This window comes from Parafrankia irregularis, from assembly GCF_001536285.1.
Classification (GTDB): Bacteria; Actinomycetota; Actinomycetes; order Frankiales; family Frankiaceae; genus Parafrankia; species Parafrankia irregularis.
Window position 1 is genome coordinate 406511 of sequence record NZ_FAOZ01000004.1, and the last position, 16362, is coordinate 422872.

A 16362-nucleotide genomic window follows, 5' to 3' on the forward strand; every position below is an offset into this window, starting at 1 on the left:
GGCACCGGGCGGTCGGCAGCGGCGGGGGCTCAGTGGCGGCACCGGACGGTCGGCAGCGCCGGGGGCTCAGCGGCGGCGGCGGGAGGGCTCCAGCACGGGGAAGAACCCCTTGATCGTGCTCTCGGTGATCAGGGTCACCGCGCGATCGCGGTTGAACAGGTCGTTGTGCCGGCTCTCCATCGCGAGGATCAGCGCGATCCCCATGACGGCGCGCGCGGACAGGTCCGGCGACTCGAACTCGAAGCCGTAGCGGTCCTCGACGTCCCGCCAGGCGTCGGCCAGCCGGTCCATCGCCACCGAGAAGTGCTTGCGGTAGAACTTCCGGCCGACCTTCGGGTCGCCGAACAGCACCAGGCCCAGCAGCGGGAGCACTTCCTCCAGGGTCGAGATGAGCTGGCGGTAGAGGCCGTTCATCGTCTGGATCTGGCGCTCCGGGGTGAGCGGCTCCTCCAGGTCGATCACTTCGGTGGCGGCGACGAGCTCGTCGACGGCGTCACGCAGCGGCTCGACGACCGCCTCGTAGAAGAGCTGGTCCTTGCTCTCGAAATGGCGGTAGATGACGCCTTCGCTGATCCCGCCGCGCTCCGCGATCGCCTTGATGGTGGTGCCGTTCATGTCACCGGTCTCGGTGAACGCCTGGCGGGCGGCCTTCAGGATCGAGCGCTTGCGCGCCTCGGCGGTCAGCCGGCGTGGACGGGGTGGCTCCTCGGCCCCCGGGGGGTTGACTACCTGTTCGGACATCGTCCCCTCCGCGCCTTGTACCACAGATGGTAAATGAACGTACACTACTCCGTCGAATCGACCATCGTCCGCGCGAGCCGCCATGCCGCGATATTTTCCGTGTCGGCTGCGTCACCCGAAGGCGATGCCGGACGGCCGCCGTCCCGGTGCGGGTCGCCGTGATCCCAGGTGCCTTGACGCGGCCTACGGGACATCCCTAGCATCGATATTAAATGAGGGCTTACTCATTTATTGTTCTCGTCGGTGCTGGGTGGACGGTCGGACCGGAGGAACGGATGCCATGCACGACATCGTGATCCACGGCGGTGAGGTGGTCGACGGGACCGGCTCCCCGCCGCGACGCGCCGACGTGGCGATCGACGGGGACCGGGTCACCGAGATCGCCGAGCCCGGCGAGCTCTCCGCCTCCGGGCGCCGCCAGATCGACGCCCGGGGCCGCCTGGTCACACCCGGCTTCGTCGACATCCACACCCACCTCGACGCCCAGCTCTTCTGGGACCCGGTGGCCAGCCCGTCCTGCTGGCACGGGGTGACCAGCATCGTCCTCGGCAACTGTGGTGTCACCTTCGCCCCGGTGCGCCCCGGCGAGCAGCGCTACCTCGCCGAGATGATGGAGGCGGTCGAGGACATCCCGGTCGAGACGATCATGTCCGGGATGGACTGGAACTGGGAGTCCTACGGCGACTACCTGCGCGCGCTGGGGCGCCGCGGCCTCGGCATCAACGTCGGCGGCATGATCGGCCACTGTGCGCTGCGCACCTACGTGATGGGCTCCCGCGCCCTGGATGACGTCCCGGCCTCCGCCGACGACATCGCCCGCATGGCGGAGGTCGTCGGGGAGGCGATCGACGCCGGCGCGCTCGGCTTCTCGACGTCCCGCAGCTTCATGCACACCGTGCCGGACGGCCGGCCGGTTCCCGGCACCTACGCCGCCCAGGCGGAGCTGGCCGCGATCGGCGGCGCGCTCGCGGAACGCGGCCGCGGCACGATCGAGGTCGTGCCCCGCATCGGCGAGCGCGACGGGCCGGAGAAGGCGAACTCCGTCGCGGAGCTGGCCTGGATGGAACAGGTCAGCCGGGACTCCGGCCGCCCGCTGACGTTCGCGATGATGCAGAGCGACCGCCGGCCCGGGCTGTGGTCCTGGGTGATGCAGGAGGTGGCGGCCGCCCGCGGCCGCGGCGCCGACCTGCGCCCGCAGACGGCGGCGCGCGGCAGCGGCATCCTGTACGGGCTGGTCGGCCGCACCCCCTACGACGCGCTGCCCGGCTGGGCGGAGCTGATGGCCCGGCCGTGGCCGGAGCGGCTGGCGGCACTCGCGGACGCCGGCCGGCGCGCGGCGCTGGCCACGGAGGCCGAGCGCCCGGTCGAGCTGTCCGGGCCGCTCGCGCCGAAGGACCCCGCCAAGCTGTACCTGCTGCCACCCGGCTCGGCGCGGTACGACGTCGACCCGGGCAACAGCCTCGCCGCCGAGGCGGCGCGGCGCGGCATCACCCCGGCGGCGGCCTTCCTGGAGTTCACCGTCGAGACCGATGGCCTCGGGCTGCTCTACTACCCGGTGCTCAACCAGGACCTCGACGCGGTCGCCGCGATGCTGACCAACCCGGATGTCGTCGTCGGCGTCGGGGACGCCGGCGCGCACGTCGCCCTGACCATGGATGCCGGCCAGTCGACCTTCCTGCTCCGGCACTGGACCCGCGACCAGGGTCTTCTCGACATCGGCACGGCCGTGCGCAAGCTGACCTCCGAGGGCGCCGAGCTGTTCGGGCTCGCCGACCGCGGGGTGTTGGCACCCGGCGCCTTCGCCGACATCAACGTCATCGACCTCGATCGGCTCGACCTCGACGTGCCGCAGATGCGCGCGGACTTCCCGCTCGGCGCGAACCGGTTCGTCCAGCGGGCCCGCGGCTACGACTACACCCTGGTCAACGGCCGGGTCCTGATCGAGGGCGACGAGCTCACCGACGAACGCCCAGGCGGAATCCTCACCGCTCGCTAGCGCAGCGCGGTGCGGCGCTCAGCGGCTGCCGCTGCTGCTGCTGCTGCTGCTGCCGAGCAAGGAGTGAGGATTTTGGCTGCGACAGCAACCGAAATCCTCACTCCTTGCTGATTGCCAAGCGATTCCACGTCCCTTTTGTGGCTATTGGTGGGAATTGCTGGCAGGCACTGCCGCCGTGTGGCGGCGCGGGATTCCCGATGGGTCACCGCGCGGCGGGAGCCGAGGCCGGACCGGTCACGCCGGAGCAGACCGGACCCGGGTTTATGTTGCGTCAGCCCTGGTCGAGGACGGCGCCGATCCGGCGGCGGGTCTCGGTCTCGCCCAGAGCCTGGGTCACCAGATTGAAGGCGGGGCTGCGGTTCGAGCCGGTGAGCAGGACCCGGAACACCTGGGCGGCTTCCTTCGTCGACCCGACGAAGGAAGCCTTGTCGGCCTTGTATTCCTTCGGGCTGCCGGCGAAGCCGTTCGCCAGTGCGGCGACGCGGATCTGCTCGAACCAGGCGTCACTGTCGTTCACGTGCTGGTAGTCCCGCAGGAAGTCGGTGGCGAGCCCGCGGACGACCTCGGCGGGCAGCTCGCCGAGCCGCGGGTCGGCGGGATTCGTGACCGGTTCGAAGACCCCGGGGAAGAAGTACCCGTAGACCTGGCGGAAGTCGGACCACTTGTGCAGGTCCTTACGCGGGTTGGCGACCCCGACCCGCTCGATGTCGAGCGCCCGCAGCGCCACATCCCGGTTCGCGGCGACCGCGGCGGCGAGCTCGGTGTCGTAGACCTGCGCCCAGGCCAGCACCTCCGCCAGGATCGCCTCGCCGCTCATCGTGGCCACCAGGTCGGCGGCGACGTCCGCGAGCTTCACCAGGTCGACGAGCGGCCCCGCGACGCCGCATTCCTCCAGCCGCAGCGGCTCGGCCAGCGCCTGCTCGATCGGAAGATCCGCGAGGCGGCCGTTCGCAAGGCTGCGCAGGTAGAACCAGAGCGCGTCCGTCGGATAGCCGCCGGAGACGTAGTACTCGACCGAGGCCTCCGGGTCCTTGCGCTTGGAGAGCTTGCGCTTCGCCTTTCCGTCCTGCTTCATGAGCGGCGCCACATGGGCGTAGGGAATCCGCTCGAAACCGGCCGCGTCGAAGAGCTGGTGATGCACCGGGACGGATGAGATCCATTCGTCGCCGCGGATGACCAGGTTCACCCGCATGAGATGGTCGTCGACCGCGTGCGCGAAATGGTATGTCGGCAGCCGCAGTTCGTTCGCGGAGCTTTTCAGAATGACGACGTCGTTCCGGTTGTCGTCTGCGGAGATCGTGCCGCGGATGACATCGGTGTAGCTGACCCGGCCGGCGGCCTCGCCGGGCGAGCGGAAACGCACCACATACGGCTCGCCGGCGGCCAGCCGGGCGCGCACGGCCTCTGCGTCGGCGTCGCGCCAGGGCGCCCAGCGGCCGTAGTACCCGGTGGGGACCTTCACGGCCCGCTGCTCCTCGGCGAACGCGGTCAGCTCCTCCTTGGAGGCGAAGCAGGGATACGCCGCGCCCGCGCGCATCAGCTCCCGCACATAGCTCAGGTAGATCCGCGAGCGTGCCGACTGCAGGTACGGGCCGTACGCACCGGCGCTGGCACCAGCACCGCCGTCCCCGTCTGCGGCGCCGTCGCGCTCGTCCGAGACCAGGTCGAAGTGGGCGAACGCCCGGTCGAACTCGTCGACCGCGCCGGCGACCTCGCGCTCCTGGTCGGTGTCCTCGATGCGGATCAGGTAGGTGCCGCCGGACTGCCGGGCCACCGCGCGGTCGAGCATGGCGACGAACACGCCGCCCAGGTGCAGCGAGCCGGTCGGGCTCGGGCAGAACCGGGTGACCTGCGCGCCCGGGGCGAGCTGGCGCGGCGGGTACTGCCGCTCCCAGTGCTCGACCTCGGGCAGATCGCCCGGGAAGAGCGCGTCGATCTCCGCACGGTCAAGAACGGAAACAACCTGGGCGGACGAATCACCTGGGCGGACCATCGACAAAACAACCATTCCCGGTTTGCGTGTGAATTTTCGCAGTGGCTCGAAGATTCTATCACGGCAGTGATCGGTATTGGGATCGGTGCGCTGGGTGCCATATGGCCCCGTCGGATGTAGCGGGATGTCGGGCGTCTCGGGATGTCGCCCGATGCCGCCGGAGCGGTGAACGGCGGATTCACCGACAGTACGCGCAAAATTCGCGCTCTTCGTCGGGGTCCGGGTGCCGTGGCCGCCTGCTGACAGCTCACAGGGGTGGGTCGGGTCGGCTGTGGCGCTGTGCGGTGGCGGGTTGGTGCAGGTGGCGGGATCGTGGTCAACCGCCGGTCACGGGCGATGCCGCCGGCCGGAGGCCGCTTGGCCGAGAGGGCGGCACGAGATCAACGGAACCCACCCGGCTGAAGATCGAGACCAGGCCTCGACCGGCAGTGACCGCTGACACAGTCGCCTCAGGTGGGCGCGGAGCCCAACGATGGCCGTCTTGACCCACGATTTCGGGCCCCCGCTGCGGTTGGCATTGCTGTCGGTCAAGATCGTGGGACTTCGGTCGTCGGAACGACACAGATCCTCCACTCTTCGATCGGCGGCTTCGAGCTGCCCGGCAGCCGGCAGCCCGGTGACCGTTTGGTGAGTCGCAAGAGCGAAGGGTTTTCGTCGTTCTTACGACCAGAATCCTTCGTTCTTGCGGGTTGTCGGGTGCTTGGCCGCCCCTTTTGCCCACCTTGAGGGGAATTACCGGTGCCGCGCGGCGGCGTGGGATCCCCTGCGGGTGGGGTTCGCAATCAAAAGCTCAGTAGGTGCAGTGATTCGTGGCTGGTGGTGTTGCGGGCGAAGTCGAAGGGGAGGCTGGGCTGGAGATGGTGGGGCCCGGACCCGGACCCGGACCCGGACGCATCGCATCGGCATCGCCGCCGTTGCTGGCGGAGGGGACGACTCCGGTGGAGCCGCCGAGCGGCGCGAGGATCTTCTCCAGGCCGGCGAGATCGTAGAGCCGCACGGCGACCGGCTGGCCGTCGACGAGGATTTCGCCGCGGTCGTTGACGGCCCCCTCGCCCCTGGTGGGGGCGTGGGTCGGCAGGGTCTGCATGTCGATCCCGGCGAAGCCGATGCGGCTCACCCGGGTGGCAAGCCCGCGAAGGTCCATGATGGTGGTTTTCTCGTCGAGGGTGAGCGCGGACGTCGTTGTGTGAACAAGCCGTTCAAGCTGGTTGGGGTTGGCCAGCATCCCTCCGACGATGACCTTGCGCAGGACCGCGCCCGTGAACTGCTGTTGGCGGTGGATGCGGTCGATGTCACCGCCTGGCAGGCCGTGCCGTTGGTGGACGAAGGCGAGCGCCTGATCGCCGTTGACATGTACGGTTCCCGGGCCACCGGACCAGCCGGTTATCGGGTCGTTCGTGTTGGTGCTCGTGCGCCACACGCCGTCATCGTCCTTGAATCGCTCGCCGTAGTCCGAGGGGAGAACGCACACGTCGACGCCGCCGACCGCGTCGGTGATGGCCTTGAAACCCGCCGAGTCGGTCGACATGTAATGGTCGACGCGCATTTTGGTGAGTGACTCGATCACCCGGACAAGCAGTGCCCGCCCACCTTCGGAGATCGCGGAGCTGAGCTTTCCCTTGTGTCTGGGATGCTGCCGGCCGCCGGAGTCGGTGTATTCGGGGATTGTGACCAGGGTGTCGCCCGGGAAGGAGAGCATGGTCACCGTGTTGTCCTCGCCGAAGTGCGCGAGGATCGTGGTTTCGGAATGCTCCCTTTCGGGGCCTGACTGGTTGTCGGTGCCGACGATCAGATAGTTGGTGGCGCCGTCTCGCAGCCCGGAAGAATGGGTATGGCTGAGGTCTAGATGGAGTGGTTCGATGAGCTTGTTGGCGCGGGCGTACGGGTCGGTCTGGTTGTCGGCCCAGCCGCTGATGATACTGATGAGGAGTAGCAGGGAAAGGGATCCGAGGAACCCCCGAGGAATCAGGCGGGACACGCGGCGCTGAGAGCTCCCGTGACCGTTGAGGTCGAATGGAACTGTCCCGGAACGTCGTTTCGGGACTTGTGGTGTCCATCGCCGTCCACTCATCCAGGGCCCCCTTTTGGTGGGCTGTATGGGGAACAGTGCTCGGAGGAGAGATTCTAGGAGCAGCCCGGGGCGGAGAGATCACCTGGTGTCCGCCGGGCGAGGATCTGAGGTTTGTGGTCGCCAGGACGACGAAGATCCTCGGCTCTTCGGGTCGAGCTCTACCCCTGCTCACTGCCGCTCGAGATTCCTGCCTACGGGCAGCGCCGGCCCCGCAAGGCGTCGTCGGCGGTCAGACCCGCCACAGCGGGCTCGGTACGCCCGGCGCCTGGAGCGGCCGGGCGTTCGTGACGGTGACCACGCTGTCGTCGAACCTGTCCAGCAGGTAGGCCTGGGAGGCGACGAGGTGCGCGCGGGCGATCCGCTCGGCGGCCGCCGCCCGCCCGGCGGTGATCTCGGTGAGGAGCCGGCGGTGGGCCCGGACGACCTGCTCGGCCTCGACCTCGTCGGGGTACTCGCCCCGGCTGGTGACCGACTCCGCCCAGGTCCGTTCCTGCGCCGACCAGAGCGCCACCAGGCTGCCGACGATGTGGCGGATGGTCGCGTTCGGGGTGAGCGCGACGACGAGCTCGTGGAACTCCCGGGCCGCATGCGTGAACGCGCTGCCGTCGCCGCTGCCGACGAGGCTGGTCGTGGCCTCGATGTTCGCCCGCAGCGCGGGCACGATCCGCTCGCTGCGGTCCGCGGCGGTGGCCAGCGCGCACTGGGCCGCGCACTGCGGCTCGAACGTCTGCAGGCCGACCGCGAGGTCGCCGAGGGTGACCCGGCCGGCCTGCAGCGCGAGCCCGAGATGGTAGGCGGCGGATGTCTCGTCCGGCCGGTGCACGTCGGCCCCGCCGACCTTGCCGCGCCGCACGGTGACCAGGCCCTCGGTTTCCAGGATCCGGATGGCCTCCCGGACGGACGGGTAGCTCACGCCGAACTCCCCGACGAGCTGGTCCTGGGTCGGGAGCTGGTAGTCGCCGGTGAGGATGCGCTCGCGCAGCGCCGCGGCGACCGTCTCGGCGATCCTGACCTGTGAGACTCGTCCCGGGCGGCTGGTAGGCACACCAGGATCATACGCCTCTTTATCTTTATAAGTATTGAAGGTTGAGCGGTTTGCGACTACTGTCTGCCGTTCATGGAGTACGACATGGGCGAGGGAGTGGCGGCACTCCGGCGCGACCTGCGTCAACTGGTCCACAAGCACGTGCCGCCCGACTTTCTGGGCGCCTTCACCGACGACCCCGCCGATCTCGAGGTCGCCCAGAGCTTCTGCCGGACGCTCGCCGACCTCGGCCTGCTGTGCATGGCCTGGCCGGCGGAGTACGGCGGGCGCGACGCGACCCCCTGGGAGCAGACCGTCGTCCGCGAGGAGATGTGGGCGCACCACGAGCCCCGCGGCGCGCAGTACATGGGCGTCAACTGGGTCGGTCCGACGATCATGCGGCACGGCACCCCCGAGCAGCAGGCCCAGCACCTCCCCCCGATCGCGCGGGGTGAAGTGATCTGGTGCCAGGGCTTCAGCGAGCCCGAGGCCGGCTCCGACCTCGCCTCACTGCGCACCACCGCCGTGCCGGACCCCGAGACCGGCGGCTGGCGGGTCAGCGGGCAGAAGGTGTGGACGTCCTACGCCACCATGGCGCAGTGGTGCTTCCTGCTGGCCCGCACCTCGCGGGAGCAGCGTAAGCAGCAGGGGCTCACGATCTTCCTGGTCCCGATGTCCGACCCCGCGATCGAGGTTCGGCCGATCCCGAGCATGATCGGTCCGCACCATCTCAACGAGGTCTTCTTCGACGAACTGCGGGTCACCGAGGCGGACGTCCTCGGCACCGTCGGCGGGGGCTGGGCCATCGTGCAGGAGGTGCTGGCCTTCGAACGGGTCGGCATCGCCCGGTACGCGCGCTGCGAGCGCCTGCTGCAGGCCGCGCCGGCGGCGCTGGGCGCCGAATGGGACCAGCTGCCCGAAGAGCTGCGCAGCCGGTGGGCCCGGATGCTCGTGCACGCCCGCCGCGCCCGGCTGCTCGCCTACCGGGTGGTGTCGCTGCAGTCCGGCGGCCGGATCCGCCCGGAGGACTCGGCGGCCTACCGGATCGCCGTGACCCGACTGGACCAGGAGAGCGCGGAGGTTCTCATGGACATCGTCGCCGGAGCTTCCCTGCCGGACGAGGAAGGCCAGCGGTTCCGCCGCGCCGTCGAGGACCACCGCCGCTACTCGGTGTCCGCGACCGTGGCCTCCGGCAGCGTCGAGATGCAGCGGATCCTGATGGCACGCTCCCTGCTGGCGGCCCGGTGAGCACCGACGTCATGAACACCGGAGTCATGAACACCGAGCTGAGCGAGGAGGCCGTCGAGTTCGGCCGGACGGCCCTGCGCGCCTTCGAGGCGGCCGGCGGCGACCAGCTCGTCCAGGACGCCGAGCGGGAACCGGCCCGGCGGGTCGAGCTCGTCGAACCGGTGCTGGACGAACTCGGAGCCTGGGAGCTCGACCCCCGTGGCGGCGCCGACGAGCTCGAGGCGGCGGCCGCGCTGTGCAAGTCCGCCGGCTGGTGGGCGCTGCCGTACCCGGTGGCCGAGCGGCTGTGCCGCCCCACCGACGGCCCCGGCTCCGGCGGCTCCACCGATGGTCTGGTCGTGATCGCCGGATCCGAGCCGGGGCCGCGCACCGGCCCCGGGCCGGCGGCACCGGTCGCCGGGCTCGGACCGCGCTGGTCGACGGTGACCCTCGACGGCCGGCGCGGTCTCGCGACCGCCGCGGAGCCGGTCGGCTCGCCCCGCTACACCGCCTTCGTGACGGAGCTGATCCCCGACCCGACCTCGGCCCCAGAGGTCTCGGCCGGTCCGGCCGCTGACGAGCCGGTCGACGGCCTCGCCGACCTGGCCCTCGGCCTGGTGCTGCCCTGCTGGACGCTGCTGGGCATGCTCGACCGCGCGATGGAGCTGGCCCGCGCGCACGTCCTGGCCAGGGAGCAGTTCGGCCAGCCGCTCGCCCGGTTCCAGGGCGTGCAGTTCCAGCTGACCGACGCCGAGGTCGAGCGGGTCGGCGTCGAGGAGCTGGCGAAATACGCGCTGTGGGCGGTCGCGACCGGCCGCCCGGAGGCGGTGGACGACGCGCTCGCGCTGCGCCTCGCCGCGCTGGAAGCCGCCGACCTGGTGTTCCGCGTGACGCACCAGCTCCATGGCGCGATGGGGTTCTGCGACGAGACGACGCTGTCGTGGATCTCCCGGTACAGCCAGCCGCTGCGCCGCCTCCCGCTGGGCCAGGCGGCGACCCGCGACCACCTGACCCGCCGGATCGGCCGGATCGGGCTCGCCGGCCCGTTCGCCACGCAGGCCGTCTCGTCCGTCGCGCGGTTCGAGGGGCAGCAGCGATGACGATCTCGACCGGGAGCGGCGTGGGCGCGGCTGGCCCCGTGGACCTCGCCGAGTTCCGCGCCGAGGTCCAGCGCTGGTGCCGGGAGAACGTTCCGTCCGACTGGCGACGGGCCCAGACCGGCGCCTCCGCGGAGGAGTTCGCCGCGTTCCAGCAGGACTGGTTCCAGCAGCTGCGCGCCGCCGGCTACGCCGTCCCGCACTGGCCCGCCGAATGGGGCGGTGGGATGCCCGCCGCCCAGCAGGTCGTCCTGTACCAGGAGCTCGCCGCGCATGACGCGCCGCGGCTCGTGCTCGGCTTCGTCTCGATCCACCATGCCGCGTCGACGCTGCTCGTCGCGGGCACCGACGAGCAGCGCCGCCGGCATCTGCCCGCGATCCTCGACGGCGAGATCTGGGTCCAGGGCTTCTCCGAGCCGGAGGCCGGCTCCGACCTGGCCAGCCTGCGCACCGTCGCGCGCCGCGACGGCGACACGTTCGTCGTCGACGGGCAGAAGCTGTGGGCCAGCGGTGCCGCGCACGCCGACTGGTGCCTGCTGCTCGCCCGCACCGACCCCGACGCACCCAAGCGCAAGGGCATCTCGTACTTCCTGATGGACATGCGCTCGCCGGGTGTCGACGTCCGTCCGGTGCGCAACGCGATCGGCGACTCCCACTTCTGCGAGATCTTCCTCAACGGGGTGGTGATCCCGGCCGAGAACCTCGTCGGCCCGGTCAACGCCGGCTGGCAGGTGGCCCAGGCGACGCTGGCCGCCGAACGCGGGATGACCATGCTGGAGCTGGCTGAACGGCTCGGCAACGCGGGCTTCCGCTGGCTGGTCGACACCTGCCGCACCCCGGGGCCCGGCGGTGGACGTCCCGTCGACGACCCCCGGGTGGCCGACCGGCTCGCCGAGCTGGAAACCGAGATCACCGGCCTGCGGGCGCTGTGCCGCGGGCTGGTCGAACGACACGAGGCGGGCACCGCCGGCCCGGCGGACGCCTCGGTCGTCAAGCTCTTCTACAGCGAGCTGCTGCAACGGACGATGGACTTCGCCGTCGAGGTCGCCGGGCTGCCAGCGCACGCCGAGCTGCGCAAGCCCGCGTCCAGCGGCTGGGAGTCAGGAGCGTGGGTGCTGGACTTCATCGGATCGTGGGAGTGGACCATCCCCGGCGGGACCAGCGAGATCCAGCGCACGATCATCGGTGAGCGCGGCCTCGGCCTGCCCCGGGAACCGGTGGCGTCATGAGCGCGACGCCCGCGAGCGAGTGGGACGAACTGCACCGCGAGCTGCGCGCCGTCGCGCGGGACCTGCTGCGCCGCAACGCGGCGAAGGCCGGGCCCGACCGGACGTACCCCACGGTCGACTGGTCGCTGCTGGTCGACACCGGCTGGCTCGGTCTGGAGATCCCTGAGGAGTTCGACGGGGCTGGTGCGACGTTCGCCGAGGTGGCGGTCGTCCTGCACGAGCTGGGCCGGGCCGCGGCGAGCACGCCGTACCTGGGCACGGCCGTCCTGGCTGTCGGCGCCCTGTGCCTGCTCGAGGCGGGCGCCGCGCGTGACGACCTGCTGCGCGCGGTCGCCGCGGGTGAGCAGCGCCCTGCCCTCGCGCTGCCCACCGGCGACGGCGACTCACCCGTGTTCCGGGCGGTGGCGGACGGGGCCGGTCGGGTGGTGGTGAGCGGGAACGCGGACTTCGTCCCCGACGCGGCCGGTGCTGACCGGATCCTGCTCCTCGCCGCGGACGAGTCCGGGACGCCGGTCGTGGTCGCGGTGCGCCCGACCGATCCCGGGGTCACCGTGTCCGAGCGTCCGGTGCTCGACGAGACCCGTCACCTGGGCACCGTCGTGGTGGAAGGCACCGAGGTCGACCCGGGCGCCGTGTGGCGGTTCCGCGGAGCCGACCCGGCCGCGTCCGTGGCCTCGGCCCGACGGCTGCTGGACCGGGCCGCACTGGCCCTGGCCTGCGACAGCCTGGGCCTGGCGGAGGCGATGCTCGAAGCCACCGTCGAGTACGCCGGCACGCGCCGGCAGTTCGGACGTCCGATCGGCTCGTTCCAGGCGGTGAAGCACGCCTGCGCCGACATGTACGTGAAGATCACGGTGGGGCGGGAGCTGCTCGACGCGGCGGTGCGGGCGCTGGCAGCGGCGGACGATCCGGCGGGTCCGCACGATCAGGAGATCAGCGTGGCCGTCTCCCGGGCGAAGTCGTACCTCGGCGCCGCGGCGGTCGACATCGCCGGCGCGGCGATGCAGCTGCACGGTGGCATCGGCTACACCTGGGAGGGCGGGGTCCACGTCTACCTGAAGCGCGCTCTGCTGGGGCGCACGCTGTTCGGCGCCCCGGCCGCCCACCGGGCCCGGCTCGCGGCGCGGTTCACCGCCCCCTGAGCTCCGCCAGAACCGTCTCCGGCGTATGCGACTGGGCGCCCGTCCCAGTACGAGGTGCTGGTCGAGCGTCGACGTCAGGACGCGGGCGGTGCGTACCGCTGCTGCTATCGGGTGACGATGACAGCCCCGCGGTGCCCGCCCGCGTTCCTGAGCTTGGTGTCGCCAGTGAGCAGTTCGCAGCCGAGCGCTTCGGCGAGCGCGCCCTCCCCAGTAGCGTTCGCGGGCGCCCAGGCGCGATCTCGCTCGTTGGTCAGTCGCACGCGACCCCGTCGCCGTCCCAGTCGAGCCAGCGTGAGTAGCCGGGCTGGCCCTCGTAGAGCGGAGCCGCCCCGGCGAGACGCGCGGTGAGGCAGGAGCTGTAGAAGACGGCCGGTGAAGGGGTGGCCTTCGCTGGGCTCCGTGTGGCGCTCGGTGCGGGATGGGTGGCCTTCTGGGTGGTCTTCTGCCGGCTTGCGGGCGTCGAAGCGGCGACCGGCATCGCCGGTGCCGTGGTCTGTGGCCGTCGGATCACCGGGGGTGCTGTCGGCGTGGGCGCCGCTTCCTGGACGGACACCACCTCCGGCACCGGTAGCAGTGCGGGAGCGGTAGTCGGTGCCAGGGCGCCGGCAGGGCTCGTCGTCGGCGGCAGGTCCGTCCCGGTCGCGGCGGTGCTGGCGTTGCCCGGCCCCTGCGCGGGCACGAGTGCGGCGACGACGAGAAGGAGGACCAGGAAGGCCCCGCCGATGCCGCCGCCTGCCCGCGGGTGCAGGCGCGCCCACCTGACCGCCTGGGCGCTCCACTCCGCTGGCCTTCGGGCCATCGCACGTGCTTGCATTTGCCGGAGTTTCCTGGGGTTGGTGCAGTTATGTCCAGGTATCAGGCTTTGCGACTGGGACTTCGGTGTGGTCATTGGACTTCGGTGTAACTGCCAGGTTGACCGAACGTATCGTCAATCACACCCAGGGTGCCGGGGTGGTGCGGGCGTCGCTGGTCGTGTACCGGAGGAAGCGGTCGGATGAGCCGCCGGGCCTTCCGACGCACTAACCAGTCGGTGGCCGTGGGGGTGTTTGGAAGAGGTCCAGACGTTCATCGGCAGCCACAAACATGGAGGCTCCGCACAGCGGTCGGGACTCGGGGGGCGTCGTCCGCCTCCCGGCGACCCAACCCCCGAACCCGGCGATCGCACTGCCGGTTCCGATCGCAGCCTCCGGGCTGGTCAACGCGAGCCCGACCGACGCGGCGGCACCGACGACGGTCATCGCCCACTCGATCATGGTCCACCGACGTCGGCTTCGCCTGTTCGCCAGCACCCGGCGCTCCGCTGTCAGGAGGGCGGTCAGCTGCCTGCGCGCCACGGTGACAGATTCCTGATCCAGCTGGACGGCAGCGAGACCTGCGCCGGGTACCTGTAGCCGGGCGACGAAACTGCGCAACCAGTCGTGGTAAGCGCCTCGGGCGGCCCGAAAATCCGGGTCGTTGGCGAGCGTGACAACGTCGTGCAGGGCCCGCAAATAATCGCCATCGGAAAGGTCGGGCACCAGGAGGGGCTGGGCCAGCATTACCAGTGCATCGGCGGCGGTCGGTTCGTCGGGAGATGGCGTGGGGCTCAGGTCGTCATAGCAGGAACGTTCTGAGGGATAGGCGGCGACGGCTTCTACCGCGCGAGGCAGGTCGTCACCCAGTGCGAGTACCAGGCGGGTGCCATAGAAAGCATCGATGCTGGTAATGGTCGTGGCCACGTCGACCCGGGAGCGGCCGGCCTGCCAGCGGCCTGGATCCCAGGGAGACTCCCACACCAGCTCGGCGCCATCCCCGGTGGGCTGCCGTTGAGTGCCCAGTACGGCGAGCATGCTTTCAAGCCGGTCCGGGTCCCATGATTCATCGGGGTCGTTCGGATTGGGATGCCGCCACCGGTCCCGTTCGGCGGCCGATGCCGGCACTGGAACGACGATCCGGTCAAACAGCAGCACCTCGCGCAGAAACGCGTCACTCCGGCAGTGATCGTTTACGGCGAAGGTTCCCCAGACCTCGGCTCCCACAGCAGTCATCGTAGTCGCCTCGGACCGGTCTGCGGTTCTGGCCGACCTGTACATGTGCTTGGCCAAATGCGGGCGTCGAAGCTCCAGGTGGACGTCCTGGTCTGCCGTTTTCGCTCCAGACGTAGGCCTCGTCGATCTGCGCGCAGGAAAACCGCATCACCACGAGCGTCGCGCTACCGGAGCGATTGGCTCCCGACTGAGATCTTGACTGAACGGAACAGTGCGTCAATGAACTGTTCGGCATCGGTTCCGCGGGCTGGTCGGGCGCGATGAGGCAGGGATGCGGGCCGGGTCGTCATCGCGGGGCTCGAGGGTGCGCGGGGCTCGAGGGTGCGCGGGGCCGACCACGCGCGGTGCGAGGAGTCGAGATCGGGACCTGGCAGCCAGGAGGATCCAACCCGCGCACCCGGAGCCTCCGCCACCTCGACCGCCTTCGGCTTGACACCGGCAGGCTCGCCGTCATCGATTCCTCCTGGCGGGCGGCCGACGAGTGTGGCTGGTGCCCGGGGCGTGCCGTGGCTAACATATAGGTGAGCGTTCGCTTTCTTACGAAGTTGATCGCTCCAGTGACCGTCAGGTGCGTGGCCGTCGAGTGGGTGGCCGTCAGGGAGGACTTGTGACACTGGGCTGGTTCATCTCAGTCGACGACCATCTCATCGAGCCGGCACGGCTCTGGCAGGAGCGGCTGCCGCAGAAGTGGCGCGACACGGGCCCGCGGATCGTGCGCGAGGGTACGTCCGAGTTCTGGGTCTACGAGGACAGGCAGATCGTCACCACCGGTCTCAACGCCGTCGCGGGCAAGTCCCGCGAGGAGTTCTCGCCGGAGCCGATCTCGTACGAGGACATGCGGCCCGGCTGCTACGAGCCGGCGGCCCGGGTGGCCGACATGAACCAGGGGCTGGTGCTCTCCTCGATCCTGTTCCCGTCGTTCCCTCGGTACTGCGGGCAGGTGTTCCACGAGGCGAAGGACAAGGAGCTCGCCCTGCTGGGCGTGCAGGCCTGGAACGACTTCATCCTGGAGGACTTCGCCGCCGCCTACCCGGGGCGCTTCATTCCGATGATGATCATCCCGCTGTGGGACCCGGTGGCCGCTGCCGCCGAGATCCGGCGCACGGCGGCGCGCGGCGCCAAGTCGATCGCCTTCTCGGAGAACCCGACCAAGCTCGGGCTCCCGTCCATCCACACCGACTTCTGGGACCCGATGCTGGACGCCTGCAACGAGACCGGTTTCGTGGTCTCGATGCACGTCGGCTCCTCGTCGAACCTGATCCGCACCTCGCCGGACATGCCGACGCTGGCGTTCATGGCCTACTCGGCGGCGGCGAACCAGGCCGGCACGTTGCTCGACTGGCTGTTCAGCGGCAAGTTCGAGAAGTTCCCGAACCTGAAGATCGCGCTTTCCGAAGGCTCCATCGGCTGGATTCCGTACTTCCTGGAGCGGGCCGAGCAGGTCATCGACAAGCAGCGGTTCTGGGCGTCGCGCTTCGACATCGACATGAACGCGAGCCACGAGCGCGGCGAGGCCAAGGGCGCCGCCAACTTCAACCTCGACACCGACATCCGCCAGCTCTTCCGCGACCACGTCTTCGGCACGTTCATCGAGGACGCGGCCGGCATCCGGCTGCTGGACATCATCGGCGAGGACAACGTGATGCTGGAGTGCGACTACCCGCACTCCGACTCCACCTGGCCGGACACCTCGAAGCTCGCCAGCGGCTGGCTCGCCCACCTCTCCGAGGACGTCCAGCACAAGATCGCGGTCGGGAACGCCTGCCGCGTCTACGACTTCACCCCGGCTGACCCGGCGACGATCGAGGTCTGAGG

At 70.3% G+C, this 16362-nt stretch carries 12 protein-coding genes; 6 read left to right on the plus strand and 6 right to left on the minus strand.

What is annotated here, in order from left to right:
• Positions 1–66 precede the first annotated feature (66 nt).
• Positions 67–741: a TetR/AcrR family transcriptional regulator gene (locus tag AWX74_RS08790; protein WP_006540864.1), complete on the minus strand. Its 675-nt coding sequence runs from the start codon at positions 739–741 to the stop codon at positions 67–69.
• A 280-nt stretch (positions 742–1021) separates the two neighbouring features.
• On the opposite strand from AWX74_RS08790, the gene AWX74_RS08795 reads away from it, so the two are divergent.
• Entirely contained in the window at positions 1022–2737 is a 1716-nt protein-coding gene (locus AWX74_RS08795) for an N-acyl-D-amino-acid deacylase family protein (protein WP_091273507.1), read from the plus strand.
• A 271-nt stretch (positions 2738–3008) separates the two neighbouring features.
• Here the strand turns inward: AWX74_RS08795 and AWX74_RS08800 are convergent, their stop codons facing one another.
• The 3 genes from AWX74_RS08800 to AWX74_RS08810 form a co-directional block, all read right to left on the minus strand.
• Positions 3009–4730: a glutamate--tRNA ligase gene (locus AWX74_RS08800; RefSeq protein ID WP_091273510.1), complete on the minus strand. Its 1722-nt coding sequence runs from the start codon at positions 4728–4730 to the stop codon at positions 3009–3011.
• Between the two features lie 790 nt (positions 4731–5520).
• Entirely contained in the window at positions 5521–6708 is a 1188-nt protein-coding gene (locus AWX74_RS08805; protein WP_242666140.1) for an LCP family protein, read from the minus strand.
• A gap of 322 nt (positions 6709–7030) precedes the next feature.
• Positions 7031–7846, minus strand: coding sequence for a FadR/GntR family transcriptional regulator (locus tag AWX74_RS08810; RefSeq protein WP_091273514.1), 816 nt, complete (start codon positions 7844–7846; stop codon positions 7031–7033).
• Between the two features lie 84 nt (positions 7847–7930).
• Here AWX74_RS08810 and AWX74_RS08815 point away from each other — a divergent pair, with 84 nt between their 5' ends.
• The 4 genes from AWX74_RS08815 to AWX74_RS08830 are packed head-to-tail and all read left to right on the plus strand — an operon-like array spanning position 7931 to position 12520.
• Positions 7931–9073, plus strand: a complete 1143-nt coding sequence (locus AWX74_RS08815) for an acyl-CoA dehydrogenase family protein (protein ID WP_242666141.1) — start codon at positions 7931–7933, stop codon at positions 9071–9073.
• Positions 9070–10152, plus strand: coding sequence for an acyl-CoA dehydrogenase family protein (locus AWX74_RS08820; RefSeq protein WP_242666142.1), 1083 nt, complete (start codon positions 9070–9072; stop codon positions 10150–10152). The genes AWX74_RS08815 and AWX74_RS08820 overlap by 4 nt, the downstream gene beginning before the upstream one ends.
• Complete coding sequence (locus AWX74_RS08825; protein WP_091273520.1) at positions 10149–11378, plus strand: acyl-CoA dehydrogenase family protein; 1230 nt, start codon at positions 10149–10151, stop codon at positions 11376–11378. Before AWX74_RS08820 ends, AWX74_RS08825 begins: the two co-directional genes overlap by 4 nt.
• A complete protein-coding gene (locus AWX74_RS08830) occupies positions 11375–12520 on the plus strand; it encodes an acyl-CoA dehydrogenase family protein (protein WP_091273523.1) in 1146 nt (381 codons plus the stop codon). Before AWX74_RS08825 ends, AWX74_RS08830 begins: the two co-directional genes overlap by 4 nt.
• Before the next feature lie 250 nt (positions 12521–12770).
• Here AWX74_RS08830 and AWX74_RS08840 read toward each other — a convergent pair whose 3' ends face one another.
• Together AWX74_RS08840 and AWX74_RS08845 are read right to left on the minus strand one after the other, a co-directional pair.
• Entirely contained in the window at positions 12771–13319 is a 549-nt protein-coding gene (locus AWX74_RS08840) for an excalibur calcium-binding domain-containing protein (protein ID WP_207550282.1), read from the minus strand.
• Positions 13320–13539: 220 nt separating this feature from the next.
• Positions 13540–14538, minus strand: a complete 999-nt coding sequence (locus AWX74_RS08845) for a hypothetical protein (RefSeq protein WP_091273528.1) — start codon at positions 14536–14538, stop codon at positions 13540–13542.
• Between the two features lie 616 nt (positions 14539–15154).
• Here AWX74_RS08845 and AWX74_RS08850 point away from each other — a divergent pair.
• The gene (locus AWX74_RS08850; protein ID WP_091273531.1) at positions 15155–16360 is read left to right on the plus strand and encodes an amidohydrolase family protein; all 1206 of its coding nucleotides are present in this window, start codon (positions 15155–15157) and stop codon (positions 16358–16360) included.
• Positions 16361–16362 lie beyond the last annotated feature (2 nt).